The following is a 25399-nucleotide window of genomic DNA, read 5'->3' on the forward strand; positions in this document are numbered from 1 at the left end:
TTCAGTTAGAGACTTCTTACCTAAGTTAGGCGTTTTAAGAAGCTCAACTTCAGTGCGCTGAACTAAATCACCGATATATTGAATTTGCTCGGCTTTCAAACAGTTTGCTGAACGTACTGTTAGTTCAAGATCATCAACTGGACGAAGTAGAATAGGATCGAATTCTGGCTTCTCTTCTTTCTCTTCTGGCTCAGTTACATCACGTAAATCTACGAATGCATCTAATTGCTCAGCTAAGATAGTAGACGCACGGCGGATCGCTTCTTCAGGATCTAAAGTGCCGTTCGTTTCCATATCAATGATTAACTTGTCTAAGTCTGTACGTTGCTCAACACGGGCTGATTCAACCGAGTACGCAATACGTTCAACTGGGCTGAATGATGCATCAAGCAGCAGACGACCAATTGGACGCTCATCGTCATCAGAGGATAAACGACTAGATGCCGGCACATAACCGCGACCGCGCTCAACACGAATACGCATGCTGATCTCGCTGCTATCTGTCGTAAGGTGACAGATAACGTGATCTGGGTTGGCGATTGTTACATCACCATCGTGCTGAATATCAGCCGCAGTCACAGGGCCTACACCAGATTTAGTCAGGGTCAGAAAAACTTCATCTTTGCCTTCTAAAGTTACTGCTAGACCTTTAAGGTTTAACAGAATTTCAATGATGTCTTCTTGTACGCCCTCTTTCGCGCTGTACTCATGCAATACACCGTCGATTTCTACTTCAGTTACTGCACATCCAGGCATAGATGATAACAGTATACGGCGTAAGGCATTACCCAAAGTGTGACCGAAGCCACGCTCTAATGGTTCTAAAACTACTTTAGAACGCGTAGGGTTGATAGCGTCGATATCGACTAACCTTGGTTTTAGGAATTCGGTAACAGAACCCTGCATTTTATCCTCTCTTAACTCTTAACTTTACTTAGAGTAAAGTTCGACGATTAGTTGTTCGTTAATGTCCGCAGACAGATCTGAACGCTCAGGTAGGCGCTTGAAGCTACCTTCCATTTTCTTACCGTCAACTTCAACCCAAGTCGGCTTTTCACGTTGCTCAGCCAACTCTAGAGCAGCGATGATACGTGCTTGTGTTTTTGACTTCTCACGAATTACAACAGTATCTTCTGGAGTAATTACGTATGAAGGAATGTTCACAACACGACCATTAACTAAAATCGCTTTGTGGCTTACTAACTGACGTGCTTCAGCGCGTGTGCTAGCAAAACCCATGCGATATACAACATTGTCTAAACGTTGCTCTAAAAGCTGTAACAAGTTTTCACCTGTATTACCTTTAAGGCGAGCAGCTTCTTTGTAGTAGTTACGGAATTGCTTTTCTAATACACCGTAGATACGACGTACTTTTTGCTTTTCACGTAGCTGTAAACCGTAATCAGATAAGCGACCTTTACGAGCGCCGTGCTGACCAGGTGCAGTCTCAAGTTTACACTTAGAGTCGATAGCTCTTACGCCGCTCTTAAGGAACAGGTCAGTACCTTCACGACGACTCAGCTTGAGCTTAGGGCCCAAATATCTTGCCATGTTATTTCTCCTAACCTATTGTTAAACGCGACGTTTCTTCGGTGGACGACAACCGTTATGAGGGATTGGCGTCACGTCAGTGATGTTGGTGATACGGTAACCAGCAGCATTCAAAGCACGTACAGCAGATTCACGACCTGGACCTGGACCTTTAATGAAAACTTCTAGATTCTTTAAACCGTATTCTTGAGCAGCAGTACCTGCACGCTCTGCAGCAACCTGAGCCGCGAATGGAGTAGATTTACGTGAACCACGGAAACCTGAACCACCTGCTGTTGCCCAAGATAGTGCATTACCTTGACGGTCGGTAATTGTTACAATAGTGTTGTTGAAAGAAGCATGAACATGAGCCATACCATCAGCAACTTGCTTTTTAACCTTCTTACGACGAATTGGTGCTTTAGCCATAATCTACCCCACCTTATTTCTTGATAGGCTTGCGAGGACCCTTACGAGTACGCGCGTTAGTCTTAGTACGTTGACCACGTAGTGGTAACGAACGACGGTGACGTAGGCCACGGAAACAACCAAGGTCCATAAGGCGCTTGATATTTAATGTAACTTCACGACGAAGGTCACCTTCTACAGTGTACTTGCCAACTGCTTCACGCAATACGTCAAGTGTTTCGTCTGAAAGTTCACCGATTTTTGTGGTCTCGGCGATACCAGTCGCTGCTAAGATAGCCTTAGAGCGAGTCTTACCTATGCCATAAATAGCAGTTAAACCGATAACTGCATGTTTATGATCAGGGACGTTAATGCCAGCGATACGGGCCACTAACACATCTCCTATATTTGAATTTGGTTATCATCTGTTTGAAAAGCCCGTAAGGATACTCAAACGAAGACCAAATCACAACTAAAAACACAGGCCGAGTGAATAACTCAGCCTGCACGACTGTTTAATTAGCCTTGCCTTTGCTTGTGCTTAGGCTCACTGCAAATTACGCGTACTACACCAGCACGTTTAATAACTTTACAGTTACGGCATATTTTCTTAACGGAAGCACGTACTTTCATTGCTCAACTCCGTAAAATGACCTTATCGGCCGTAGCCTTTAAGGTTTGCTTTTTTCAGCACAGAATCATACTGATGTGACATCAGATGCGTCTGTACTTGTGCCATAAAGTCCATGATTACAACAACGATAATCAAAATTGATGTACCGCCGAAATAGAATGGCGTTTGCCATGCCATAGTCATGAATTCGGGCACCAGACAGATAAAGGTTATATACAAAGCACCTGCCAATGTCAGGCGTGTCATCACTTTATCAATGTATTTAGATGTCTGCTCACCTGGACGAATACCTGGGATAAATGCGCCAGATTTTTTCAGGTTATCTGCTGTTTCACGCGGGTTAAATACCAACGCGGTGTAGAAAAAGCAGAAGAAGATAATAGCCGCAGCTAAAACCATCGCATATAAAGGCTGACCTGGAGTCAACGTTGTAGCGATTGCTTGTAGCACATCAGCGACCGGACCTTCACCCTGGCCGAACCAGCTTGCAATTGTACCAGGGAACAGAATTATACTGCTAGCAAAGATTGGTGGAATAACACCCGCCATGTTTACTTTCAGTGGTAAGTGCGTGCTTTGAGCAGCAAATACCTGACGACCTTGTTGACGCTTCGCATAGTTAACGACGATACGACGTTGACCACGCTCGAAGAATACAACTAGGTAAGTAACAGCGAATACGATTACAGCAATCAATAACAGTACAAGTACATTCAGATCACCTTGGCGCGCCATTTCGGCTGTCGAACCAATAGCAGACGGCAGGTTAGCTACGATACCAACAAAAATCAGAACTGAAATACCGTTACCGATACCCCGTTCTGTAATTTGCTCGCCCAACCACATTAGGAACATAGTACCTGTTACTAAACTCACTACAGCAGTGAAGTAGAAACCGATACCTGGGTTAACAACTAACCCGTCCATCATGCCCGGTAAGCTGGTAGCAATACCGATTGATTGGATTGTAGCAAGCACAAGCGTGCCGTAGCGTGTGTACTGGCTAATTTTCTTACGCCCTTGCTCACCTTCTTTCTTAAGCTCTATAAACGGCGGATACATATGCGTTAATAGTTGCGTAATAATCGAAGCCGAGATGTACGGCATAATACCCAGTGCTAACACTGAAGCGCGCTCAAGCGCACCACCGCTGAACATGTTAAACATTTCAACAATGGTGCCCTTTTGTTGCTCGAAGAAATCGGCAAGTACAGCGGCGTCAATCCCAGGGATCGGCACGAATGAACCTAGACGGTAAATAATGATAGCACCTAATACAAATAGTAATCGACGCTTCAATTCCGAAAGCCCACTTTGTGCACTTTTCATATCTTGACCTGGTTTAGCCATTAGTACTTCCTTAGTCTTCTACCTTGCCTCCGGCAGCTTCGATAGCTTCGCGAGCACCTTTAGTCACTTTAAGACCTTTAACGGTAACTGCGCGTGAAACTTCGCCAGATTTTACTACTTTAACGAACTGGATGTTCTTTTTAACTAGACCAGCTGCTTGTAACGCGTTTACGTCTACTACATCGCCTTCAACTTTAGCGATTTCAAAAAGGTTAACTTCAGTAGATACTAATGATTTACGTGAAGTGAAACCAAATTTAGGTAGACGACGTTGCATAGGCATTTGACCGCCTTCGAAACCAACGCGTACTTTACCGCCAGAACGTGATTTTTGACCTTTATGACCACGGCCACCAGTCTTACCAAGACCAGAACCGATACCACGACCTAGACGTTTCTTTTCAGTTTTTGCACCAGCAGCAGGTGAAAGTGTATTCAAACGCATCGAATTAACCCTCAACCTTTACCATGTAAGAAACTTGGTTAATCATACCACGCACACATGCTGTGTCTTCTAACTCAACAGTGTGATTGATACGACGTAGACCAAGACCACGTAATGTAGCTTTATGCTTCGGTAAACGACCGATAGAGCTCTTTACTTGTGTTACTTTTACAGTTTTATTAGCCATGGTTTACCCCGTGATTTCGTCAACGCTAAGACCACGTTTAGCAGCGATTGACTCTGGAGAGTTCATGTTCTCTAGAGCAGCAATCGTTGCACGAACGATGTTGATCGGGTTAGTTGAACCGTATGCTTTTGACAATACGTTCTGTACACCAGTTACTTCTAGTACTGCACGCATCGCACCACCGGCGATGATACCTGTACCTTCAGAAGCAGGCTGCATGTATACTTTAGAACCCGCGTGGCGACCCTTGATTGGGTGCTGTAGCGTGTTACCGTTAAGGTCTACACTGATCATGTTGCGACGTGCTTTTTCCATTGCTTTTTGAATAGCAGCTGGAACTTCACGTGCTTTACCATAACCAAAACCTACTTTACCTGCGCCGTCACCAACTACTGTTAGTGCAGTGAAGCTAAAGATACGACCACCTTTAACCACTTTAGACACACGGTTTACCGCGATTAGCTTTTCAGCCAAATCAGGCTGTTGTTGCTTTGCTTCTACGTTAGCCATTGTCTACTCCTAGAATTGCAGACCGGCTTCACGCGCTGCATCAGCAAGCGCCTTCACACGGCCGTGATATTTAAAGCCACTGCGATCAAAAGCAATCTTTTCGATGCCTTTGTCAGCTGCACGTTCAGCAACCGCTTTACCAACTGCTTGAGCAGCTGCTACGTTACCTGTGCCTTTAACTGTTTCGCTAATTGCTTTTTCAACAGTAGAAGCAGCAGCCAGTACAGTACCCTCAGCAGTAACTACTTGAGCGTAAATGTGACGTGGCGTGCGGTGGATAACAAGACGCGTTGTGCCTTGTTCAATATAATTTCTACGAGTGCGTTTAGCACGACGTAGACGAGCTGTTTTTTTATCCATCGTCTTACCTTACTTCTTCTTAGCCTCTTTACGGCGTACATTCTCGTCCGCGTAACGAACACCTTTACCTTTATAAGGCTCAGGTTTACGGTATGCACGGATGTTAGCAGCTGTTTGACCAACTAACTGCTTGTCTACGCCCTTAACTAGAACTTCTGTTTGGCTTGGTGTTTCAATCGTAATACCTTCTGGCACTTCGAAATTCACTGGGTGTGAGAAACCAAGAGTTAAGTCTAATACTTTGCCCTTAGCTGCTGCACGGTAACCAACACCTACTAACTGAAGTTTCTTCTCGTAACCTTCATGCGTACCAACAACCATGTTGTTGATTAGAGCGCGAGCAGTACCTGCTTGTGCCCATGCATTAGCTACGCCTTCACGAGGTAAAGTTGTAATAACGTTGTCGTTAACTTGTACTTCAACAGCGTCGTTGATAGTACGAGTTAATTCACCGTTTTTGCCTTTAACTGTGATGTCCTGGCCTTTTAATGTAACTTCTACACCGGCAGGAACATTGATTGGTGCCTTTGCTATGCGAGACATAGTTCCCCTCCGATTAAGCTACAAAGCCAATGATCTCACCACCAACGCCGGCACTACGTGCTGCGCGGTCTGTCATTAGGCCTTTAGAAGTTGATACGATAGCGATACCAAGACCACCCATTACCTTTGGTAATTCGTCACGTTTCTTATAGATACGTAGACCAGGGCGGCTAACACGCTGGATATTTTCAATAACAGCTTTGCCTTCGAAATATTTTAAATCGATAGAAAGCTCAGGCTTCGCTTCACCGCTTACAGCGTAATCTGCGATATAACCTTCATCTTTTAATACTTTAGCTACTGCTACTTTCAGTTTTGAAGTTGGCATCGTTACTGATACTTTCTTCGCTGACTGACCGTTACGGATACGTGTAAACAAATCCGCAATAGGATCTTGCAAGCTCATAGTCTTACTCCCGTGATACTATTACCAGCTAGCCTTTTTAAGGCCAGGAATTTCACCGCGCATAGCTGCTTCGCGAACTTTGATACGGCTCATGCCGAATTTGCGAAGGTAACCATGTGGGCGGCCCGTAACGTTACAACGATTACGTTGACGTGAAGAGCTAGAATCACGTGGTAAAGCTTGTAGCTTTAATACCGCGTCCCAACGATCATCGTCAGATGTTTTCACATCGCTGATGATAGCTTTTAGTGCCGCACGCTTTTCAGCGAACTGAGCAACTAATTTAGTGCGCTTTGCTTCGCGCGCTTTCATAGAATTCTTTGCCATAACCCTACCCTTATTTCTTGAATGGGAAGTTAAACGCTTCTAACAACGCACGGCCTTCATCATCTGTTTTCGCAGAAGTAGTGATAGTGATATCAAGACCACGTACACGGTCTACTTTATCATAATCGATTTCTGGGAAGATGATTTGCTCACGTACGCCCATGCTGTAGTTACCACGTCCATCGAAAGACTTAGCACTTACACCACGGAAGTCACGGATACGTGGGATAGCGATTGAAACCAAACGCTCAAAAAAGTCCCACATACGCTCGCCACGTAGGGTTACTTTACAACCAATTGGGTAACCTTCACGCACTTTGAAGCCAGCAACTGATTTGCGTGCTTTAGTGATTAGAGGTTTCTGACCAGAGATTGCTTCTAGATCCGCAACAGCGTTATCTAGGATCTTCTTGTCAGCTAGAGCTTCGCCCACACCCATGTTTAATGTGATCTTTTCGATCTGAGGGACTTGCATGACAGAGCTGAAACCAAACTTCTCTTGAAGCTCAGCAACTACTTTGTCTTTGTATAATTCATGCAGTTTCGCCATCATTCTACTCCAACTATTAGATAGTTTTACCAGTAGATTTAAAGATACGTAATTTCTTACCATCTTCAATCTTGAAACCTACACGATCTGCTTTACCCGTTTCCGAGTTGTAGATCGCAACGTTTGATACGTCGATAGACGCTTCTTTCTCAACAATACCGCCAGCTTGGTTCAACTGAGGAACAGGCTTTTGGTGCTTCTTGATTAAGTTAATGCCTTCGACAAATACTCGACCAGATTCAGCAACAACTGAAAGCACTTTACCGCGCTTACCTTTGTCTTTGCCTGCTAGTACGATTACTTCGTCATCACGACGGATTTTTGCTGCCATGATAGACTCCTTATAGTACTTCTGGTGCTAGTGAAACGATTTTCATGAACTTTTCAGTACGAAGTTCACGAGTCACAGGGCCGAAGATACGAGTACCAATTGGCTGTAAGTTATCGTTTAAGATAACAGCCGCATTGCTATCGAAACGGATCAAAGAACCGTCCGGACGACGAACGCCTTTTTTAGTACGCACAACTACCGCGTTTTTAACATCACCTTTCTTCACTTTACCGCGAGGAATAGCTTCTTTTACAGAAACTTTGATGATATCGCCAACCGCTGCATAGCGACGGTGCGAACCGCCAAGGACTTTAATACACTGCACTTTGCGAGCGCCGCTGTTATCAGCAACGTCCAGCTGAGTTTGCATTTGGATCATGTTAATGACCTCCGGTGTAGAAATTACAACACGCCTTAATTTTGTTTAAAATCAAGACATTTCGGTTAAATTCCACTCAAAAAACAAGCAAGTTGTCTCTTAAGGGCGGGCAATTGTAGCAGCAATGGCAAGGAAGTGGTAGGTTATTTTTTAATTAATTTGGAATTAATCGCAATGCCTGCATTGAGGAATTACAGCAGCTTGCTGGTTTGTTATTGATTATAAAACAAACAGGGCGCAAATGCGCCCTGTTTTAGTATTTAATTAAATTTTAATTAATTACCAAATAGACCTTTTAATTTGTCTTTAATTTTATCTTTAGCTTTTTCTTTCACTTCTTCTTTCGCCGCATCACTAACATCTAAGCTATAGCCAACATCATGAAATGGACCTTTGATACGCAGTGGAATTTTAAAGCCAGTGCTGTCATCGGTCGTGCCTTGCCCTTCGATTGAATCAACAATGCCTGTCACTAAACGGTAATCAACAGTCGTCATTGGTAAATCAACCTTACCTGAACCAGTAATACGGACAAGCGGACTAAGTAGCGACAGGTCTTTATTTTCACCTACACCGTTAGTGAATACAAAACTGCCCTTCAATGCCGAGAAGTCTGTTTGCTGTGAGTTATCAAAGCCAGTATCTAAACCTTCTGATACAGCACTTAAGTTACCTTTGATAAGCTCTTTTGCTTTACGAACCATCTCTGCGATGTTGGCACCTTTTACCGCACCATCTGCAAACTCAAAGCCTAACTTACCATTTAATGCATTAATAAAGCTCTTTTGACTTTGACCTGTGGTCGTAAGATCCCAGTTTAGAGACCCTTTACCCATCAACTTATCGAAACCAGCTGCATCAGTCAGCAATGGCTGTGCATCAATTTTATCTAAAGCGAAGTTGGTACTAATTTTATACGGTGTTTGCTTGGCATTGACGGTGATCACACCTTTACCATTGCCTTCATAAGCAACAAACTTATCTAGGCTGATTTTAGCGAGTGCATTTTTTAGGTTCACCGTTAACTGGTTTTCACCAAGAGTAATATCATTTGCTTTTAAGCCACTTGAACGCACGACTACATTTGCATCCAATGCATTTAAGCCGCTCATGTCAATTGCAGTATCATCCCAAACAATTGGCTGTGCAGGCGCATCTACAGCGGGCTCTGCTTGTTCTTCTTTAGCTACGCCCTCGGGTAGGTAAGGGTTTAAATCAAGCATGCCTAAATCAATATCGGCATTCACAGCTAAACGATCACCAAGCTTAATATCGCTTTTACCTTTAATTTGCAGCTCATCTAGCGTGGCAAGTAGCTCTGTAAGCTTAAACTGCTGTCCTTTTAGGTGCATAGAACCTTTTACATTAAATGCATTAAACGCATTTTCTTTTGCATTAAGCTCTACACCTTGCCAGCTCGCAATGTTTTTAACAGAGTCGCCACTAACAGAAAGAAGCCCTTGCACATCATTACCCATTTCTGCAATTGCACCTTTAAAGTTCAAGTCGACTAAACGAGAATCAACCTCGGTGCTGACATTAAAGGTTTCGCCTTCAATTGCTTTTACAGGTGTATCTAGCGTGACATCTAAGTTAAATCGCTCACCCATATAGGTAATACCGCCTTTTAACTCTAAGGTCTTACGAAGAGAAGGTAATAAGATGGCTAACTCTAAATCGCTTATCTGTTGCTTTGCCCCGGTTTTACCGTCTAGATAAGTAAAAGTACCGCCATAGATTGCCACTTCACCAAGCTCAATATCAAAGTTATCTGGTAAGTTAACTGCGCTAGAACTCTTTTGCTGCTCTGTTTGTGGTTGCTCAGCAACCGCATCAAATAATTGCCAGTTTGCTTTACCATTTTTATCGGTTTCTAACAAAATCGTTGGTTCGTTAATCACAAATTTATCAAGCTTAAACTCACCGCCAAATAACGACATCCAAGGGATACGAATAGCAAGTTGTTGCATGCTTGCCATATCTTTTTGCGAGCCAGTTTGCATATTGGCAAAGTGCACATCATTCAATTCGAGTTTTAATGATGGAAATACCGACAGCTTTTTATCGCCATTAATAGTCAGACTACGACCTGTGGTTTGTTCTACTTGCTCCGATACTTTATTAAATATCGCGTCTGTAGGTATGAGAAATGGTGCAGCAACTACCAATGCAATCAGTAATACGAAGATGACACCAACGATTTTCAGTAAGGTTTTCATAATCATCCTTAAAAATGGGCAAACAATGTTCATATCATAGCGGGAGTTAGGCGCAAATGCATTGCCCAACACACAAAAAGGTTTGTAAACAAGCTTAGGTAGAAGAATATGAATCAGCGCTGAAACTTTTTGATACCTACAGGTTACAAAAAAACTTGACCTAATGATACCCTAGGGTTACATTGATACCTAGAGGTTACAAGAATATAAACTAAACACTTCCAGAGGATGGACTTTATGAAACAACTAGATATTAAAACTGAAGAAAAATTTATGAGTCAGAATATATGGCTTAGTTTAAGCACAGGCATGGTTTTTTTACTTCTAAGTATTAACTCACTATCTAAGCATGATGTAGAGGAGAGTCTATTTGTTGTAATGAGTGTTTTATTTTATGTGGTTTTAGTGATTATTTACCTCATTAAGGGTGGGTTTCCGTTAAAAATGTATTTTCAATACGCTTATAAAGATGAATTTCTAAACACTATAGACACTAGTGCACATAAACATACTAGTTTTGCAATTGTACTTTGTCTTCTTGGTGTTTCTTATATAAACAATGCAATACCCAGCGAAGTTTCGCATGCAGCTATGGCATTAATCTACCTAGGTATCATGCTCTGTATATATGGCGCATCACTACTATGGCAAAACCGTGATTAGGAAATAATGTGCAAAATAATATCGCTAAATTCCGCAAAGAAAAGGGGTTATCGCAGCAAGAACTTGCTGATGCCATTGCAGTATCACGTAAAACCATTAGCACAGTTGAAACAGGCCGTTTTATACCCTCGGTGATTATCGCGTTAAAAATTGCAGCTCACTTTGAACTCAGTGTTGAGCAATTATTTACACTCGATGACCATGATTAATAAACCACGTCAGTCGCAATCTTACTTATAAATTATCAGTAAGATTGCATCATTTCATTACTTCGGTATGATGCACGACCCTGTTGTTTTTGCACCCTGTGTACTAAAATTAAACAACCCAATTTGGTCAAAACTGGAGTATCGATTAAGCATGAAGAAACTGCTTATTTCACCGTCAAAAATGGCGCTTGGCGAGCAAGAAAGTCAAATTTATCAAAATATCCTCAAGCAAGCCTCTGATATCAGCTTAAACCTTATGGCAGTTAAAGTAGAAAATCACCCTGAAGACTTTTTAGGTTGGTGCTATGAGCTATTAAGTGCAAGCCGCGATCGTATTAACTACGATCTGTTAGAAGATAAGCAATTACCCACTCTTAAAAAACTTCATGACTTATTAATTTCTGCAATCAGCTTTTTGCAGCTAAAAACATTAAGGGTTGCGCCATGGCCTGTTATCGCAGGCTTCATCGAGCAGCATAAAGAGCTTATAGCCCTTGATGAGCAATTACGTTTAGCTAATTACATTACTGCAATTAAATCGCAATCACTAAAAGAGATGATCCCAGAAGACCGTTTAGCGTTTTCAGGTAAGCACAGTGCCTCGCTTGATCCAAGCAGCTATAACTTCGACGTTGAATGGTTTGCTTCTACCAAGAACGCAAAAGGTTTCCACCAAATGTTGAGTGATTTACCTGGCGCATTTGATGAAGCGCTTGTACACATTCCACTTGAGGGTGAAGTAACGCAAGAACATTATCAGCATTTTATGGTTGCTTACTTCATGGCATTTAATGGCAGCGATGAAAAACCAACGCTTGCTCCTGCTACTCGCTTACTTGCGATGCGCCGACCTGACGTGTTTACACCAATCGTAAATAGTAAGCTCGATGCTCTTTGTGCGGCATTAGGCATTACTAAGCTTAATAACCGCGATTTTGAGCGCTACTGGCAAGATGTTGTCGAAGCCATTCATAGTATGCCTTGGTTCAAAATGGCCAACGCAGCAAATGAGCTTGAACACTCTCTGGTTGAAATCAAAGCCCTATTACCGAGCTTCTTTTATTATGTAGATAAAAGTACCGCTGATAACTCAAACTATATTAAATTGTTAAACAAACCTAAGAGTACCACGAGCTCAGCAGGTAAAAAGACCGTACGCCGTGGCAAAGAATCAGCAGAGATACTGGTAGACCGCGCATTAGCAAGTGATGATATCCCTGAACATATCAAAGCCAAGCGCGATTCAATCATCAGTGAAGTTGAAAAAGGCCGCGACTGTCGAAGAAACGATTAGTCTAATGCGTGCAATTTTCGGCTAAGTCACTCTCAAATAAGCAAAACCCGGTTGCTTCGCAATTGTGCAACCGGGTTATTTATTGCACCACACGTGTGCGCATGAACAATTCAAATAACTACCCTTTCTAAAATTAAACAAGCTTAAAAGTCTGTTTTTAAAGAGTTTAAGCATAAAATATCCCACACATAATGAACTTGGCACAACCAGTGCAATATCGTATCCAGACAACACATAGAAAATGTCCTCAAATAATAACCAGACTGCAATCTGAAATGGGACAAAATCAACATAACAACAGGATACAGAAACATGCTAAAACTAAAAAAACGGTCGCAGCAAGCGCCCTTGCGCTATTAACTTTGAGCTCAACATATAGCTATGCAGAAGTCACAGCAAACGCCGCGGCAACTTCAAACTACTTATGGCGTGGTCAAGAGCAAGGCGGCGGTGATGCTGCAATCCAGGGTGGTATCGACTACGCAAGTGAATCTGGCTTTTATGCAGGTACTTGGGTGTCGAATGCTAGCTGGGCTGACGACATGACTTACGAGCTAGACCTTTATGCTGGTTTTGGCGGTGAAATCAATGAAACCTTTAGCTACGATGTTGGCTACATTTATTATGCATACCCAGATGCAGCATCTTACACAGATGCAGACTTCTCAGAAATCTACGGTAGCATTAGCATGGGTAGCTTCACCTTTGGTGCAGCAATACTAGCAACATCAGCAGCAAGCGGTGACGGTACAGATTTTGGTGATTCACTTTATTTAAATGCTGACTACAGCTTCCCAGTTGGCAGTACCGGTGCAGAAATGGCCCTTCATTTAGGTCATTACTCAGGGGATTTCATTGGTGATGATGACATCATCGACTACGGCGTTTCAGTGTCGAAAGACGGCTTTACTTTCGGTCTTTCAGACAACGACATTGATGGTTCAGATGTAAAAGTGTACGTCGCTTACGCGGTTGACTTCACTTTATAAAGAATGTGTTACTTGCTGCAACACGAAGGGCCGTAAGGCCCTTTTCTCGTTTTAGACTAATCGTTAAGGCACACTATGACCAGTTGAGCCTTGCCAAATGCGATACCATTGTTCACGGTTCATTGTAAGCAGCTTAGCGTCAACCGCTGATTTAACACGCTCAATATTACCCGTACCGAGTACCACAGACGGTGCACTTGGGTGCATTAACAGCCAAGCATAAACAACTTGATCAATGGCTGTGGCGCCAATTTCAGCACCAACCTGCTCTAACACTGCACGTAAACGTACCGCTTTTTCATCATCACTTGAGAATAAACGACCTCCAGCTAATGGCGACCAAAGCATAGGTTTAATATCAAGTAATTGGCATTGGTCTAAGCTGCCATCATCAAGGGCTTTCATCTCGTAAGGTGAAAACTCAATTTGATTGGTCACAAGCTCAAAGTCTAAACGCGACTGCAACAGGCTAAGTTGCGATGGGGTAAAGTTAGACACACCAAAATCAATCACATCACCATTTGCTTTTAGGGTATTGAATGCTTCTGCCATTTCATCGGCATTCATTAAGTAATCAGGGCGATGGATAAGTAATACATCTAAACGATCAGTATTGAAGTTTTTAAGTGACTGCTGTGCTGAGGCAATAATATGCGCGGCACTTGAATCATAATGGTTTGCTTTGCCTTGTAAACCTAAGCTTGCAAATGCAGGCTTGATACCACACTTAGTGATTATTTTGATTTCATCACGAATACTTGGTTTTAGTTTAAGTGATTTACCAAATTCGGCTTCACAGCCGTATTCACCGTAAATGTCAGCGTGATCGGTATGTGACACACCCATTTCAATTGCATTTTCTAAAAACTTAAGCATTGCTGTGGCGTTACCTGCCAATCTAACAAGCGCCAGAATCCTAATACCAACTCATCAATACAACGACCTTTGCTATTCACCATAACGACCTACTATTCCTAATAAATTCGACTCAAATTAATCCTTAAACCATATCACAGATTTACTAATCACAGCTGTTAACATACAGTTACAAAACAAATTGCTAATTTGTTACTAAACAGGATATTTTAGTACCTAAAAACAAATGTTATAAAACAAGGAATAAAAAATGAAATCATCAAATGTCATGACTGCTTTGGTTGATATTTTTATCAGCCCGAGCAAAGCTTTTAATGGCTTAAAAGAAGCAAAAGGCTGGTCTTTTGTTGCCTTTATTTTACTTGCCGGCATTCTCGCTGCCAGCATGTTTGCTTTTTACAATAAAGCTGACCCGCAATATTTAATCGATCAACAAGTCGCTGTTGCCAGTGTAGATGCCACTATTGCAGAACAAAAAATGATTCGCCAAAGCATGGAGCAAACCATTGATTTGCAAGTTTGGTTTGCAATGTTTGGTAGCATTATTGGTCTAGCTGTTATCAATGCCCTGATGGCAGGCTATTACCTATTTGTATCGAAGCAAGACCCAGAAGCTAACTATGGTTATGGCACTTGGTACGGCTTTGGTGTGTGGACTATGATGCCAATGATTATCTCAAGTCTTGGTTTACTCATCTTAGTATTAACTGCAAGTACTGACCAAATATCACAATCATTATTTAACTATGCTTCAATTAATCAACTTTTAATTGGCTTAGAAATTGGCCACCCATTTTACACCTTACTTGAAAGTCTGAATATCTTTTCTATTTGGGGCATTTTCATCGCAGCTATCGGTTTGAAGAGTTGGACTAATTTCACTTTCAATAAAGCGCTACTGTTTGCTGCCCTACCAAGTATTGTTATTTACGGTATTTGGACTGTAATCGCGCTCGTTTAATTCTGCTTTGAGCGGCGATATGCCGCTCTTAACTACCAAGGAAGTAACATGAAAAAAGCCATTATTATTGGCCTCGCTGTTACAGCATTTGTCGCTTTACTGATTTCAAAACAAGTCACCGGCAATAAAGATGCACCAGAAATGCATATTGCAGAAGTTGAACAAGGCAATATTGCCGATTCAATTTTAGCCTCTGGCAACCTCGTCTTTAACACCCAAGTGCAGCTGCGCTCTGAAGTGACTGGCCGTGTAGCGAAAGTGTTTGTTGAAGAAGGCGAAAGTGTCACTGAGGGCGATATTCTTATGCGTCTAGATACTACAGCGTTTGAATCTGAAGTTGCACGCAACAAAGCCGTGCTTCGCGCGACCGAAATTGATATTAAGCACAGCGAAACCCGACTCAAAAATATCGAACGCCAGCTAAGCCGCCAGAAAGAGCTATATGAAGTGGGCCTTGCTGGCCAAGAAGTGTATGAAAACCTACAAAATGCCCGCGATTTAGCGAAAATAGATATTGAAGCAAAACGTGAAGCTTACAACCAAGCCCAAGCATCGTTATTAATTGCTGAAGACCGTTTAAATAAAAGCGTGTTTCGCGCTCCAATGAGTGGCCTACTTGCTTCGGTCAATATTAAAGAAGGTGAAACTGTTATTGCGGGAACAACCAACATTATTGGCTCAGACTTGATGCTAGTAGCTGATCCAAGCGCAATATTAGCCGAACTTCGAGTGGATGAAACCGATATCGCCGGTATCAAACTAGACCAACATGCAGATATCTATGCTGCCGCTTACCCAAATCAACCTTTTACTGGCAAAGTCATAAACATTGGCACATCAGCAAAAAATCAAGCAGGTTCACAAGGCTTATCATTTAAAGTCAAAGTACTGCTTGATGCCACTGACCGCCAGCTTTATGCCGGAATGAGCTGCCGCGCAGAAATCGCCACAAGCATTGCCGAAAATGGCTTGAAACTCCCCATCGAAGCCATTCAAAAAGAGGATGATAACTATTTTGTCTGGAAGCTTAATGCAGATAATACAGTAACTAAAACAGCTGTTACGGTAGGTATTTCTTCAGATATCGAACAAGCGCTAACCAGTGGTGTTTCTCAGGGGGATCGTATTGTTATCGGCCCAGCTAGACCACTTAGCTCACTAAAAGAGGGTGATACGGTAGCCGTTAAAAACAGCCCTGAAAAAGGTGCTAACTAATGTCTGCGGTGATCAAACTCAGTAATATCAATAAACAATACAAAATGGGCGAACAAGTTTTCAAAGCTCTTGATGATATTAATATTGAAATTGCACAAAATGAGTATGTTGCCATTATTGGCCCTTCCGGCTCAGGTAAATCCACCCTGATGAACTTGCTTGGCTGTTTAGATACTCCCACCAGTGGCGACTACTATTTAAAAGATAAGTTAGTAAAGCGCATGACCGAAACGGAGCTTGCTCATCAGCGTAATGAAAGTGTTGGCTTTATTTTTCAAAGTTTCAATTTATTACCACGAGCATCCGCCCTTGAAAATGTTATGCAGCCTTTGGTGTATCGATTTATTTCTGCCAAAGAGCGAAAACAACAAGCGCTCGAATCATTACAACGGGTCGGCCTTGGCGATAAGGTAAATCACCTTTCGAGCCAACTTTCTGGTGGTCAACGTCAACGTGTCGCTATAGCTCGCGCACTGGTTACTAAGCCCCATATTCTGCTTGGTGATGAGCCTACCGGTAACCTAGATAGTAAAACCACCACTGAGATCATGGCGCTGTTTGATGAGCTTCATAACGAAGGGCACACCATTATTTTGGTTACTCACGAACAGGATATTGCTGATCACTGCCAACGGGTTATTCGTTTAGTTGATGGCAAGGTTGTTAGTGATACCCGCAAAGGCGAAGGAGCAAGACAACATGTTTAGATCTGCTATCGCTGTAATGGAAGGAACAAAAGCCGCATTGATGGCAATAAAAGCCAATGCAATGCGCAGTGCCCTTACCTGCTTGGGCATTATTATTGGTGTTGCTGCGGTTGTGACCGTGGTGGCAGTAATGCAAGGGTTTACCAAGCAAATTAATGATCAGCTTGCTGATATGTCTCCCGATGTCACCAATATAAAACCTTACACAAGTATGGAAAAAGAAATGGTGGGGCAACAAGCAAAGCTGACTTACAACGACTTTTTAATCCTAAAAGCACGCGTTAAAGAAGCCGAAACTTTTACTGCACTGATGTTTACTTGGCGTTTCTCTGGTGCAGCAGAATATGGCAATAAAAGTCATGCTTCACGGGTAATGGGCACCGAACAAGACTACCAAAAAGCTTACCGCACCTACCCAGAACTCGGCCGATTTATTCGCGCAGAAGATGATGAAAAACGGCGTCGAGTAGCGTTTATTGGCCCTTCAATTATCGAAAAGCTTAACCTACCTGAAAACCCTGTAGGTGAATATATCAAACTCGGTGGTGAGTGGTTTCGCATTATTGGTGTTGCTGAAAAACAAGGTAGCTTATTAGGTTTTGACCAAGACGATTACATTAATATTCCGATAAGTACCATGAGTGCATTAGAAGGCGGCAGTGTTGATACTAATGTACAAATGATGTTTCGGTTGAAAGACGACGCTAACGAAGCGCAAGTACTGGGTAAAATTCGCCGCATCTTACGTCAACTACATAAACTGAAAGACGGTGAAGATGACGACTTTGAATTTGAAACAGCTGAAAAAGCCCGTGCTAATATCGATAAATTCACCGGAAGTGCTACCGCAATTACCGCGGGGATAGTGGGTATTAGCCTGGTGGTTGGTGGTATTGGTGTGATGAATATCATGCTGGTTTCGGTAACAGAGCGTACTCGTGTGATTGGTACTTTAAAAGCATTAGGGGCAACACCAGGCTTTATAATGCTGCAATTTTTAGTTGAAGCGGTGGTGCTATCACTGTTTGGTGGTTTAATTGGTTTAGCGATAGGGTATGGTGCCGCGGCACTGATTTCGTTATCAGTGCCGAGCATGCCAGATGCCTACATACCGGGTTGGGCGATTATGCTGTCATTTGGCTTTACTTCATTGATTGGTATTGTGTTTGGCTTAGCGCCCGCTATTAAAGCGGCACGCTTAAACCCAATTGATGCACTGCGTTATGAGTAACTAGTCTGGCTTATAAGGTACTTGAGCACAGCTTATTTCAACTGTTTTCGGGTACCAAATAGGCCCAACTTGGTTTACTGCAACTTCAGCTAGACCATTGGTGAACGACTTATAAGTGTGAATGGTTTGCCACTCTGAATCTGGGCACTCCTCAGATAAGTCGACAGGCTTTGAACCTTCGTAAAGCGCCGCGGCAAAGTTATGATGCCATTGCTCTGTTGCAGGTGCTTTATTTGCTTGAACGGCATTGCCGTTATCAAAGTAGATATTTGTGCAACCACTTAAGGTTGCCACTAACACAGTTGTTACTAGTAGGCTTTTCATAGTTGTTGCTCCTGTGCTTGTTGCTCACACCATACTTTTACTGTGTGAGGAGCATAAATTCCGAGTGTAACGAGTCCTAATGCGCCATCAGCGAATGTTTGTTGCGATTGCATTTGGGCAACCTTTTTATCTTGGCAAATAGCCTTTACATCAACGCGCTCTTCACCAACGAGGCCCCACAAAAAGAATGGGCGGCTATCTTGGTAATCAGCTTTAGTGGCTAATTTATTGGTTGTTTTTTCTGGCACTATGGTGACTGATGAACACGCTGTCACCGATAAGGCGAGCAGCATACAGGCCATTTGTTTCATGAGTAGTTCCTTTGTCTGAGTTGTTAAGCTCAGTAAGTATAAGAATATGAGTACTCATTTTGGGTAAGAAAGCGTATAGAAATTGTAGAAAATACTACAGTTTCTAACATTTAGCCTTTGAACTAAACTGAGGCTTACAACGACTAACTATCAAGGAACGTAACTAAAGATCATTATGACGGCATATCTGCGTATATTTTTATTACTTGTGTGTTTGAGTGTGCTGTCTTGGTATAGCTTTTCAAGCGATCCTAGCTCTGATGAGCAACAAGGTATCACCAAAACCGCTGAGGACCTTGCTAATTGCCAACAGCAGTTAGCACAAAGTCGCATGCAAACTTACGCAGAACATTATATTTTGCCCTATCAGTTTAAGTTATTGAGTTGGAATATTTACAAGGCACAAATAGATGGCTTACTCACCGATTTGCAAAACCTAAATGCCGATGCTGATATTGTGTTACTGCAAGAAGCTATCGAAGAACCTGCGCTTACAAAACTCAAACCCTATTGGCGCTTTGCAAAAGGGTATAAGAGCGGCGGCGTGCAATCTGGGGTTATGACACTCAGCCGCTGGCCCGCCGCAGTGCATTGTACACTCACCCATAAAGAGCCTTGGCTACGTAGTCCAAAAGCGACCAATATTGTGGAGTATGCGCTGCCAAATCAACAGTTATTACTGAGTATAAACCTGCATGCCATTAACTTTACGATGGGTGTTAGTGACTTTAAACAACAGCTCGACGATGCCGCCGCTATTATGCGAACGCATAAAGGCCCAATCGTATTTGCCGGTGATCTCAATACCTGGAGTGATGAGCGCCAAGCCTTATTGCAGCAGACATTGACTCAGCTAGGTTTGCACGAAGCGATTTATTTAGATGATAAACGCACCAAAGCATTTGGATTAGCACTTGACCAAGTATGGGTGCGCGGTGTCAAAATAGAGACAACTATAGTGCCTGAGCTTGTAAGCTCAGATCATAATCCAATAATTGCAACCCTAACCATAGAGCAAAAAGTACAGTGAAAGTAACAATGAAAGGATATTGGTTAATCGCATTAATGTTATTGAGCATTAGCCAATTCAGTGATGCAGCAACCCCAGAACAAGAGATAAATCACCTCATTGATTTTGTCGCTAAAAGCGATGCCGTATTTATTCGCAACGGCACCGAGCACTCAAGCCAAGATGCAGCCGAACACCTTGCTATGAAGTATCGAAAAGCGACCCGCTATGCAAAAACTGCCGAAAAGTTTATTGAAAATTTGGCGAGTAAAAGCTCATGGAGCGGTAAGCCCTATAAAGTAAGACTCAGCAATGGGTCGTTACTCAATGCAAAAGATTGGTTGAGCAATGAATTAAAAGATTACCGCCGAAACCAACATATTCATAATTAAAATCATCAACACACAAGAAGCGAAAAGCCATGCAAGAACACAAAAATCAGCCACTCAATGACTTTATTGAGTACCCTCATGACGAGATGCTAAAACGCGCCGAAGAGTTTTTAGCCGTGAGTCAGCGTCGCCACAGTATTCGCAGCTTTAGCGACCGCCCAGTGCCAAAAGAAATAATCGAAACCTGTATTAGAGCGGCTGGCACTGCACCGAGCGGTGCCAATCATCAACCTTGGCACTTTGTAGCAATACACAGCAGCGATGTGAAAAAACAAATTCGAGAAGCCGCTGAAAAACTAGAGCGCTCATTTTATGAAGGTCGCGCGGGTGAAGAATGGTTAGATGCCTTAAAACCACTTGGCACCGATGCCAGTAAGCCCTACCTTGAGCATGCACCTTGGCTAATTGCCGTGTTTAGTCAAAAGAAAGGCGGTATTTCTGCCGATGACAAAAATACCAATTACTATGTTCATGAATCTGTTGGCCTAGCAACCGGCTTTTTAATTCAAGCACTACACAGAGCTGGCCTTGCCACCCTCACGCATACACCAAAACCAATGAGCTTTTTAACCGAAATTTGTGGCCGCGATAAAGATAATGAGCGCCCTTACATGCTGCTTATTGCAGGCTACCCAGGCACAGATGCAACCATCCCTGAGCATGCCTTAGTGAAAAAACCACTGGACGAAATAGCAACCTTTATTTAGTTTTAAAATCAACAGCCAGCACATCACCCGGGTTTAAACCTGAAACGATGTGCTGCTTGCCATCGACCATTTCACCAAGGCGCACATAGCGACGCACTATCTGATTATTTTCAAGTAAATAGACCATACTCAATTGGCCATATTGGTGCACCCAGCTTGACTCAATCAACACTCCTTTTTCAGTGGCGAGTGGTAATTGTAATTGCGCATAAAGACCAGGCATTAACCCAGTTTGGGCATCTGTTTCTAAACGGATTTCCATACTACGCGCAGCACTATCAGCAACGGGCACAATTTCTGTCACTGTGGCAGGCATTGACGTAGATAAAGCAGGTAATTTGACCGTTAGAGTTTGACCAACATTCAATTTAATTGCTTGTTGTTCTCTGACATTAAATGCTAATTGCAATTGTTGTGGGTTATACAGTGCGAGTAATGGCGTACCAGGAGTTGCGGTATCGCCAGGCTCTGCAAAACGCTCAACCACAACACCTGAAATCGGCGCTTTAATTTGCGTAAAACTCAGTGCAACTTGCGCTTGTGTTTGCTGCTGTTTAGCAATCGCTAGGTTCGCAGTTAAATTATCGAACCTTGCTTTTGCATCGTCGTATTCGCTAACAGATACCAAGCCTTGCTTGTATAAATCGTTAATACGCTTTAGTTGTTTCTCTGCTTGAGTCAGCGACGCATTAATTGCATTTATTTGTGCTTCGCTTTGAGCAAGCCCAGCTTTAAAGTCATCTTGCTGCAAGGTAATTAGCACGTCACCTTGTTTTACAGTATCGCCAGCGCGTACATTTAAACGCTCAACTTGTGCCATAACCCGTGATGAAATTTGCGTATTTTGTTTTGCAATCACGGTGCCCGGTACAACTTCATCACGCGCAATATCTGCCAGTGTCACTGTCACTAACTGACCAGTGTAATCATTTGCTGATGGGTTTTTCATGCCTGCAGCTTGCTTATCAGAGAAACTGCCCGCCATGTAAAGTACCGCCACAATGATCACAGATAACGCGATGATTGAACCAATAAGTTTCGATTTACCCTGCATGAGCTTGTTCCTCTTTGGCTGCATCCTTTGCAAACACTAAATAATAAACCAATGGCACAACAAATAATGAGAACAATGTTGATGCCACAATACCAAAAATAATTGCGATCGCTAGACCGCTAAATACCGGGTCTAGGGTGATCACCAAGTTACCTAATAAGGTGGTTCCCGCAGTCAGTAACACAGGGCGCATACGCACCGTACCTGCGGCAATCAAAGCCTGTTTAATTGCCATACCTTGGCCGCGAGCTTGATTAATAAACTCAACTAAAATAAGTGAGTTACGAACCACAATACCAGCAAGTGCAATCATGCCAATCATGGCTGTTGCAGTGAATAACACCGGCTCTGGAGCACCAGCAATGCTGCGCTCTCCAAATTGATTTAATAGCCAAAAGCCCGGCATGATCCCTATTACGGTTAATGGAATAGCCGACATGATGATCAGTGACAAACTCGCAGAGTGTGTTTGAATGCGTAAGATGATGAAAATGGCAGTGAGCGCAAACGCAAAGGCAATCCCCATATCTCTGAATACATCAATAGTAATTCGCCATTCGCCTTCACCACTAAAGGTCACGTCAGTGCCAGCAGGTAATTGCCAAGCTTGGCTACCGCCATTATTGAAAAAGTGCCTACTTTGCCAATCAGTTTGGCTGAATTCGTCAGCGCTAATGCCTAAGTCGGCATTGACGTCAGCAATAATTTCAGCGGGTGTACGGCCATTTAGCTCAGCCATTACATACACAACATTACGCTGATCTTTACGCATAATTGGCTTGGCAACATCTTGATGCTGAAATTCACCTAACTCAGATAGCGCCACCAGCGGACGTGGTGCACTTTGTAGCCCAAATTCATCACTGGTTTTTGCAAGCTCCCTATCACCACGAACTTGTAATGCCAGCAATTGAGCAAATTGGTTACGATCTTGATAAGGCAGTTGTAACTTTATATCGACAGGGTCTGTTTCGCCGCTAACATATAACACCCCAACATTTTGTCCATGTGAGGCAATGGCTAAGGTCTGGGCAATATCTTGCGTAGACACCGCCGACAATGACGCTTTACTTTTATCAGTAACAAAACGCTGTAAGGCCGCATTGGCAGCAATACTGGTATCAACTTCAACCACATGCGGCTCTTGTTTTAACCTTGCAGCAACAGCAAGGGCAGCTTGATATTGCGTGTCTGTATCAACAAATGGCTCACTGTAAACTTCAGCCACTAAGGTACTTAAAACCGGCGGACCCGGTGGTACTTCAACCACTTTAATAACAATGCCATCGGTTGCCAGTGGCGCTAATGCGGCACGCAAGCGCATGACCACGCCATGAGATTGATGATCACGCTCAGTTTTATCGAGCAGTAATACTCTGAGTTCAGCTAAATTAGCAGCTTCACGTCGATAATAACCACGCACCATACCATTAAAGTCCATGCTTGATGGCTGACCAACATAGGCTGCCGCCTCACTTACTTCATTTAATTGCCAAGTGATGGTTTGTACTTGTCTAGTGAAAGCGGCGGTTTGCTCAAGGCTTGTGCCTTCTGGCATATCGATTAAAACTTGTAACTCGTTTTTATTATCAAACGGTAATAGCTTTAAAGGCACTGCACGCATTACGGGTAACATGGCACTGGCGACAAACAAGGCTAATGTAGTCCATAAAACGAGTTTGGCGCGGCCTTTAGACTCAAGTAATGGTGATAATATGCGCTCATATAAGCCATGCTGATTGGCATCGAGTTGTACGCTGTCATCGACTGGCGCTTTAAGTAGTTTCATTGCCAACCAAGGCGTAACAAAAAATGCCACTATGGTCGAAACCATCACACTAATTGGCACATTAAATGCCATTGGTGCCATGTACGGCCCCATCATGCCAGTGATAAACGCAAGTGGGATAAACGCCACCATAATGGTCAATGTAGACATAAACAGCGCCACACGAATTTCGCTCATGGCATCAACTATGCGTTGTTTTTTATCGCCTTTGTGGGTTAAAAAACGACTTATGTTGTCTATCCCAGTAATTGGATCATCAACTAACAACCCCAAAGAAAGTATTAGTGCAAACAGTGTGACTCGGTTAATTGTATAGCCAAAGGCAAAATCAAGTGTCAGGGTGATGCCGTAGCAAATAGGCACCGCTAAACCAACCACAATCGCTGGTCGCCAACCTAAAAATACGCCAACAAAAATAACCACGGTAAATACCGCAAACACTAAGCTTGAGGTAAGGTTATTTACTTTTTCGTTCGCGGTTTGGCCATAGTCACGCATTACAGTGTAGCCCACTTCATCTGGCAATAGATTAGCCGATAAAGTGTCCATCATGCTGTGCACTTCGTTGGCCACAGCGACCGCATTGGTGCCAGCTTGTTTAGCGACACTAATGGTCACTAAAGGAAGTTGTTGCTGGTTATCTGATTGAGCCAGCCATTGATAGCTTTGTGCTTCGCTTGGACCATCACTCACCTCGGCGACATCACTTAGGTAAACACTCTTACCGTTTACCACGTTGACAACAAGCCGTTCTATCGCAGATTGAGAACGTAAAACATCACCCACTTGTAAGGCAATTTGCTGCTTACCTTCAACAACACTGCCCACGTTCACCAATTGATTAGATACGCTAAGCGCATAATACACATCGGTTAGGGTTGTTTGATGTGCAGCTAAAGCGCTTGCATCAAGGTTAATCGTTAATTGACGAGTTCTACCAGCAATCACTTTCACTTCGCTGGTGTTTTCGATGCGCTGTAAACTGTTAGCGATTTCGTTGGCAAAACGAGTTAGTTGATAGTCATCGTAAAGTTTTGGATCTTTACTAAATAAGCCCAGCATCACAATGGGCACATCGTTCACTTCAACCGGACGTATTTGCCATGAGCTGATCACTGACGCCATCGTGTGTTGATAGCTATAGAGTTTAGCGTAAGTGTCGAGAATGGCTTGCTCACGATCATGACCGACTTCGAAGCGAAGAGTAACGACAACAGCATTACTTTGTGTGGTCGAGTAAATATGCTCAACGCCCGTTAACTGCGCCAATAACTTCTCCAATGGTTCAGTTACCAGCCTAGCTACTTCTGGCGCTTCAACGTTTGGTGCTGCCACATATATATCAAGCATCGGAACCACAATTTGCGGTTCCTCTTCACGGGGGGTTTGCTTTAATGCCATTAAGCCAAGCAGCACCGACATAATAAAAATAATAACGGGAAGGCGGCCGCTCAAGCTGTTTTTTACTGCATTATCGATAGCATTCATT

General features: G+C 43.0%; 31 protein-coding genes and 2 pseudogenes (1 of these 33 running past the window's edge). 11 read left to right on the forward strand and 22 right to left on the reverse strand.

The genetic code is table 11. The annotated features are described in order from the left end of the window. The 17 genes from P4S60_RS15170 to P4S60_RS15250 all read right to left on the reverse strand — a co-directional run. Nucleotides 1–906 carry the 5' portion of a DNA-directed RNA polymerase subunit alpha gene (locus tag P4S60_RS15170; protein WP_004589198.1) on the reverse strand. Its footprint begins 81 nt before the window's first position, so the window shows 906 of its 987 coding nt (coding positions 1–906); it begins with the start codon at nt 904–906; its stop codon lies beyond the left edge, outside the window. A gap of 24 nt (nt 907–930) precedes the next feature. Further along, nucleotides 931–1551 (reverse strand): 30S ribosomal protein S4, encoded by a 621-nt coding sequence (rpsD, locus tag P4S60_RS15175; protein WP_036974007.1) that lies wholly within the window; start codon nt 1549–1551, stop codon nt 931–933. A 21-nt stretch (nt 1552–1572) separates the two neighbouring features. Then, nucleotides 1573–1959 carry a 30S ribosomal protein S11 gene (rpsK, locus tag P4S60_RS15180; RefSeq protein WP_036974009.1) on the reverse strand — a complete coding sequence of 129 codons (387 nt, stop codon included), beginning with the start codon at nt 1957–1959 and terminating at the stop codon, nt 1573–1575. A 13-nt stretch (nt 1960–1972) separates the two neighbouring features. Further along, entirely contained in the window at nt 1973–2329 is a 357-nt protein-coding gene (rpsM, locus tag P4S60_RS15185; RefSeq protein WP_036974011.1) for a 30S ribosomal protein S13, read from the reverse strand. 128 nt (nt 2330–2457) lie between these two features. Next, nucleotides 2458–2571 carry a 50S ribosomal protein L36 gene (gene rpmJ / locus P4S60_RS15190; protein WP_002959476.1) on the reverse strand — a complete coding sequence of 38 codons (114 nt, stop codon included), beginning with the start codon at nt 2569–2571 and terminating at the stop codon, nt 2458–2460. Between the two features lie 22 nt (nt 2572–2593). Beyond that, nucleotides 2594–3922 carry a preprotein translocase subunit SecY gene (secY, locus tag P4S60_RS15195; RefSeq protein WP_036974013.1) on the reverse strand — a complete coding sequence of 443 codons (1329 nt, stop codon included), beginning with the start codon at nt 3920–3922 and terminating at the stop codon, nt 2594–2596. A gap of 10 nt (nt 3923–3932) precedes the next feature. Then, a complete protein-coding gene (gene rplO, locus P4S60_RS15200; protein ID WP_036974015.1) occupies nt 3933–4367 on the reverse strand; it encodes a 50S ribosomal protein L15 in 435 nt (144 codons plus the stop codon). 4 nt (nt 4368–4371) lie between these two features. Continuing rightward, complete coding sequence (gene rpmD, locus P4S60_RS15205; protein ID WP_016710201.1) at nt 4372–4554, reverse strand: 50S ribosomal protein L30; 183 nt, start codon at nt 4552–4554, stop codon at nt 4372–4374. A 3-nt stretch (nt 4555–4557) separates the two neighbouring features. After that, nucleotides 4558–5064 (reverse strand): 30S ribosomal protein S5, encoded by a 507-nt coding sequence (rpsE, locus tag P4S60_RS15210; protein ID WP_036974018.1) that lies wholly within the window; start codon nt 5062–5064, stop codon nt 4558–4560. A 9-nt stretch (nt 5065–5073) separates the two neighbouring features. Next, nucleotides 5074–5424: a 50S ribosomal protein L18 gene (gene rplR, locus P4S60_RS15215; RefSeq protein ID WP_036974021.1), complete on the reverse strand. Its 351-nt coding sequence runs from the start codon at nt 5422–5424 to the stop codon at nt 5074–5076. A gap of 9 nt (nt 5425–5433) precedes the next feature. Next, nucleotides 5434–5967, reverse strand: a complete 534-nt coding sequence (rplF, locus tag P4S60_RS15220; RefSeq protein ID WP_054554387.1) for a 50S ribosomal protein L6 — start codon at nt 5965–5967, stop codon at nt 5434–5436. Nucleotides 5968–5980: 13 nt separating this feature from the next. Beyond that, on the reverse strand, nt 5981–6373 hold the full coding sequence (gene rpsH / locus P4S60_RS15225; protein WP_054554388.1) for a 30S ribosomal protein S8: 393 nt from the start codon (nt 6371–6373) through the stop codon (nt 5981–5983). A gap of 21 nt (nt 6374–6394) precedes the next feature. After that, nucleotides 6395–6700, reverse strand: coding sequence for a 30S ribosomal protein S14 (rpsN, locus tag P4S60_RS15230; protein WP_337116486.1), 306 nt, complete (start codon nt 6698–6700; stop codon nt 6395–6397). A gap of 10 nt (nt 6701–6710) precedes the next feature. Continuing rightward, nucleotides 6711–7250 carry a 50S ribosomal protein L5 gene (gene rplE, locus P4S60_RS15235; RefSeq protein WP_063702328.1) on the reverse strand — a complete coding sequence of 180 codons (540 nt, stop codon included), beginning with the start codon at nt 7248–7250 and terminating at the stop codon, nt 6711–6713. Between the two features lie 16 nt (nt 7251–7266). Beyond that, nucleotides 7267–7581: a 50S ribosomal protein L24 gene (gene rplX / locus P4S60_RS15240; protein WP_054554391.1), complete on the reverse strand. Its 315-nt coding sequence runs from the start codon at nt 7579–7581 to the stop codon at nt 7267–7269. A 10-nt stretch (nt 7582–7591) separates the two neighbouring features. Further along, on the reverse strand, nt 7592–7960 hold the full coding sequence (gene rplN, locus P4S60_RS15245) for a 50S ribosomal protein L14 (protein WP_010378257.1): 369 nt from the start codon (nt 7958–7960) through the stop codon (nt 7592–7594). 275 nt (nt 7961–8235) lie between these two features. Then, complete coding sequence (locus P4S60_RS15250) at nt 8236–10179, reverse strand: AsmA family protein (RefSeq protein ID WP_337116487.1); 1944 nt, start codon at nt 10177–10179, stop codon at nt 8236–8238. Nucleotides 10180–10416: 237 nt separating this feature from the next. Between P4S60_RS15250 and P4S60_RS15255 the strand changes: the two genes are divergently transcribed. The 4 genes and pseudogenes from P4S60_RS15255 to P4S60_RS15270 all read left to right on the forward strand — a co-directional run bounded on the left by P4S60_RS15255 (nt 10417) and on the right by P4S60_RS15270 (nt 13334). Further along, nucleotides 10417–10842, forward strand: coding sequence for a hypothetical protein (locus P4S60_RS15255; protein WP_337116488.1), 426 nt, complete (start codon nt 10417–10419; stop codon nt 10840–10842). 8 nt (nt 10843–10850) lie between these two features. Then, complete coding sequence (locus P4S60_RS15260) at nt 10851–11051, forward strand: helix-turn-helix transcriptional regulator (RefSeq protein WP_138618382.1); 201 nt, start codon at nt 10851–10853, stop codon at nt 11049–11051. 151 nt (nt 11052–11202) lie between these two features. After that, nucleotides 11203–12370: pseudogene (locus P4S60_RS15265) on the forward strand (hypothetical protein). A gap of 250 nt (nt 12371–12620) precedes the next feature. Next, nucleotides 12621–13334, forward strand: coding sequence for a TorF family putative porin (locus P4S60_RS15270; protein WP_337116489.1), 714 nt, complete (start codon nt 12621–12623; stop codon nt 13332–13334). Nucleotides 13335–13397: 63 nt separating this feature from the next. Here P4S60_RS15270 and P4S60_RS15275 read toward each other — a convergent pair. Beyond that, nucleotides 13398–14293, reverse strand: a pseudogene (locus P4S60_RS15275) (aldo/keto reductase). Nucleotides 14294–14460: 167 nt separating this feature from the next. Between P4S60_RS15275 and P4S60_RS15280 the strand changes: the two are divergent. From P4S60_RS15280 to P4S60_RS15295, 4 genes are read left to right on the forward strand one after another with little or no spacing between them, the layout of a single operon-like run. Then, nucleotides 14461–15171: a YIP1 family protein gene (locus P4S60_RS15280; protein ID WP_337116490.1), complete on the forward strand. Its 711-nt coding sequence runs from the start codon at nt 14461–14463 to the stop codon at nt 15169–15171. Nucleotides 15172–15219: 48 nt separating this feature from the next. Then, the gene (locus P4S60_RS15285; RefSeq protein WP_337116491.1) at nt 15220–16386 is read left to right on the forward strand and encodes an efflux RND transporter periplasmic adaptor subunit; all 1167 of its coding nucleotides are present in this window, start codon (nt 15220–15222) and stop codon (nt 16384–16386) included. Then, entirely contained in the window at nt 16386–17093 is a 708-nt protein-coding gene (locus P4S60_RS15290; RefSeq protein ID WP_063702351.1) for an ABC transporter ATP-binding protein, read from the forward strand. The genes P4S60_RS15285 and P4S60_RS15290 overlap by 1 nt, the downstream gene beginning before the upstream one ends. After that, nucleotides 17086–18324, forward strand: coding sequence for an ABC transporter permease (locus P4S60_RS15295; protein WP_337116492.1), 1239 nt, complete (start codon nt 17086–17088; stop codon nt 18322–18324). The genes P4S60_RS15290 and P4S60_RS15295 overlap by 8 nt, the downstream gene beginning before the upstream one ends. Here the strand turns inward: P4S60_RS15295 and P4S60_RS15300 are convergent, their stop codons facing one another. Continuing rightward, nucleotides 18325–18648 (reverse strand): Bor/Iss family lipoprotein, encoded by a 324-nt coding sequence (locus P4S60_RS15300; protein ID WP_337116493.1) that lies wholly within the window; start codon nt 18646–18648, stop codon nt 18325–18327. After that, nucleotides 18645–18959 carry a Bor family protein gene (locus P4S60_RS15305; RefSeq protein ID WP_054554401.1) on the reverse strand — a complete coding sequence of 105 codons (315 nt, stop codon included), beginning with the start codon at nt 18957–18959 and terminating at the stop codon, nt 18645–18647. Before P4S60_RS15305 ends, P4S60_RS15300 begins: the two co-directional genes overlap by 4 nt. Before the next feature lie 175 nt (nt 18960–19134). On the opposite strand from P4S60_RS15305, the gene P4S60_RS15310 reads away from it, so the two are divergent. Genes P4S60_RS15310 through P4S60_RS15320 form a run of 3 tightly spaced genes read left to right on the forward strand, consistent with a single transcriptional unit; the run spans nt 19135 to nt 21067 of the window. Further along, the gene (locus tag P4S60_RS15310) at nt 19135–19989 is read left to right on the forward strand and encodes an endonuclease/exonuclease/phosphatase family protein (protein ID WP_337116495.1); all 855 of its coding nucleotides are present in this window, start codon (nt 19135–19137) and stop codon (nt 19987–19989) included. An 8-nt stretch (nt 19990–19997) separates the two neighbouring features. Continuing rightward, entirely contained in the window at nt 19998–20360 is a 363-nt protein-coding gene (locus P4S60_RS15315) for a DUF5329 domain-containing protein (RefSeq protein ID WP_337116496.1), read from the forward strand. 29 nt (nt 20361–20389) lie between these two features. Further along, nucleotides 20390–21067 (forward strand): nitroreductase family protein, encoded by a 678-nt coding sequence (locus tag P4S60_RS15320; RefSeq protein ID WP_237115280.1) that lies wholly within the window; start codon nt 20390–20392, stop codon nt 21065–21067. Here the strand turns inward: P4S60_RS15320 and P4S60_RS15325 are convergent. Together P4S60_RS15325 and P4S60_RS15330 are read right to left on the reverse strand one after the other, a co-directional pair. Further along, nucleotides 21060–22121 (reverse strand): efflux RND transporter periplasmic adaptor subunit, encoded by a 1062-nt coding sequence (locus P4S60_RS15325; protein WP_337116497.1) that lies wholly within the window; start codon nt 22119–22121, stop codon nt 21060–21062. The genes P4S60_RS15320 and P4S60_RS15325 overlap by 8 nt on opposite strands. Then, on the reverse strand, nt 22111–25398 hold the full coding sequence (locus P4S60_RS15330) for an efflux RND transporter permease subunit (RefSeq protein ID WP_337116498.1): 3288 nt from the start codon (nt 25396–25398) through the stop codon (nt 22111–22113). The genes P4S60_RS15325 and P4S60_RS15330 overlap by 11 nt, the downstream gene beginning before the upstream one ends. Nucleotide 25399: the final 1 nt, after the last annotated feature.

It is taken from the genome of Pseudoalteromonas sp. Hal040, from assembly GCF_037162425.1.
GTDB lineage: Bacteria > Pseudomonadota > Gammaproteobacteria > Enterobacterales > Alteromonadaceae > Pseudoalteromonas > Pseudoalteromonas gelatinilytica.

What these genes read in the sequence shown, in the direction of transcription:
- rpsD (WP_036974007.1), bottom strand. Translation starts at nt 1,551, where the DNA reads ATGGCAAGATATTTGGGCCCTAAGCTCAAGCTGAGTCGTCGTGAAGGT.
- rpsK (WP_036974009.1), bottom strand. Translation starts at nt 1,959, where the DNA reads ATGGCTAAAGCACCAATTCGTCGTAAGAAGGTTAAAAAGCAAGTTGCT.
- rpmJ (WP_002959476.1), bottom strand. Translation starts at nt 2,571, where the DNA reads ATGAAAGTACGTGCTTCCGTTAAGAAAATATGCCGTAACTGTAAAGTT.
- secY (WP_036974013.1), bottom strand. Translation starts at nt 3,922, where the DNA reads ATGGCTAAACCAGGTCAAGATATGAAAAGTGCACAAAGTGGGCTTTCG.
- rplO (WP_036974015.1), bottom strand. Translation starts at nt 4,367, where the DNA reads ATGCGTTTGAATACACTTTCACCTGCTGCTGGTGCAAAAACTGAAAAG.
- rpmD (WP_016710201.1), bottom strand. Translation starts at nt 4,554, where the DNA reads ATGGCTAATAAAACTGTAAAAGTAACACAAGTAAAGAGCTCTATCGGT.
- rpsE (WP_036974018.1), bottom strand. Translation starts at nt 5,064, where the DNA reads ATGGCTAACGTAGAAGCAAAGCAACAACAGCCTGATTTGGCTGAAAAG.
- rplR (WP_036974021.1), bottom strand. Translation starts at nt 5,424, where the DNA reads ATGGATAAAAAAACAGCTCGTCTACGTCGTGCTAAACGCACTCGTAGA.
- rplF (WP_054554387.1), bottom strand. Translation starts at nt 5,967, where the DNA reads ATGTCTCGCATAGCAAAGGCACCAATCAATGTTCCTGCCGGTGTAGAA.
- rpsH (WP_054554388.1), bottom strand. Translation starts at nt 6,373, where the DNA reads ATGAGCTTGCAAGATCCTATTGCGGATTTGTTTACACGTATCCGTAAC.
- rpsN (WP_337116486.1), bottom strand. Translation starts at nt 6,700, where the DNA reads ATGGCAAAGAATTCTATGAAAGCGCGCGAAGCAAAGCGCACTAAATTA.
- rplE (WP_063702328.1), bottom strand. Translation starts at nt 7,250, where the DNA reads ATGGCGAAACTGCATGAATTATACAAAGACAAAGTAGTTGCTGAGCTT.
- rplX (WP_054554391.1), bottom strand. Translation starts at nt 7,581, where the DNA reads ATGGCAGCAAAAATCCGTCGTGATGACGAAGTAATCGTACTAGCAGGC.
- rplN (WP_010378257.1), bottom strand. Translation starts at nt 7,960, where the DNA reads ATGATCCAAATGCAAACTCAGCTGGACGTTGCTGATAACAGCGGCGCT.
- P4S60_RS15250 (WP_337116487.1), bottom strand. Translation starts at nt 10,179, where the DNA reads ATGAAAACCTTACTGAAAATCGTTGGTGTCATCTTCGTATTACTGATT.
- P4S60_RS15255 (WP_337116488.1), top strand. Translation starts at nt 10,417, where the DNA reads ATGAAACAACTAGATATTAAAACTGAAGAAAAATTTATGAGTCAGAAT.
- P4S60_RS15270 (WP_337116489.1), top strand. Translation starts at nt 12,621, where the DNA reads ATGGGACAAAATCAACATAACAACAGGATACAGAAACATGCTAAAACT.
- P4S60_RS15280 (WP_337116490.1), top strand. Translation starts at nt 14,461, where the DNA reads ATGAAATCATCAAATGTCATGACTGCTTTGGTTGATATTTTTATCAGC.
- P4S60_RS15285 (WP_337116491.1), top strand. Translation starts at nt 15,220, where the DNA reads ATGAAAAAAGCCATTATTATTGGCCTCGCTGTTACAGCATTTGTCGCT.
- P4S60_RS15290 (WP_063702351.1), top strand. Translation starts at nt 16,386, where the DNA reads ATGTCTGCGGTGATCAAACTCAGTAATATCAATAAACAATACAAAATG.
- P4S60_RS15295 (WP_337116492.1), top strand. Translation starts at nt 17,086, where the DNA reads ATGTTTAGATCTGCTATCGCTGTAATGGAAGGAACAAAAGCCGCATTG.
- P4S60_RS15300 (WP_337116493.1), bottom strand. Translation starts at nt 18,648, where the DNA reads ATGAAAAGCCTACTAGTAACAACTGTGTTAGTGGCAACCTTAAGTGGT.
- P4S60_RS15305 (WP_054554401.1), bottom strand. Translation starts at nt 18,959, where the DNA reads ATGAAACAAATGGCCTGTATGCTGCTCGCCTTATCGGTGACAGCGTGT.
- P4S60_RS15310 (WP_337116495.1), top strand. Translation starts at nt 19,135, where the DNA reads ATGACGGCATATCTGCGTATATTTTTATTACTTGTGTGTTTGAGTGTG.
- P4S60_RS15315 (WP_337116496.1), top strand. Translation starts at nt 19,998, where the DNA reads ATGAAAGGATATTGGTTAATCGCATTAATGTTATTGAGCATTAGCCAA.
- P4S60_RS15320 (WP_237115280.1), top strand. Translation starts at nt 20,390, where the DNA reads ATGCAAGAACACAAAAATCAGCCACTCAATGACTTTATTGAGTACCCT.
- P4S60_RS15325 (WP_337116497.1), bottom strand. Translation starts at nt 22,121, where the DNA reads ATGCAGGGTAAATCGAAACTTATTGGTTCAATCATCGCGTTATCTGTG.
- P4S60_RS15330 (WP_337116498.1), bottom strand. Translation starts at nt 25,398, where the DNA reads ATGAATGCTATCGATAATGCAGTAAAAAACAGCTTGAGCGGCCGCCTT.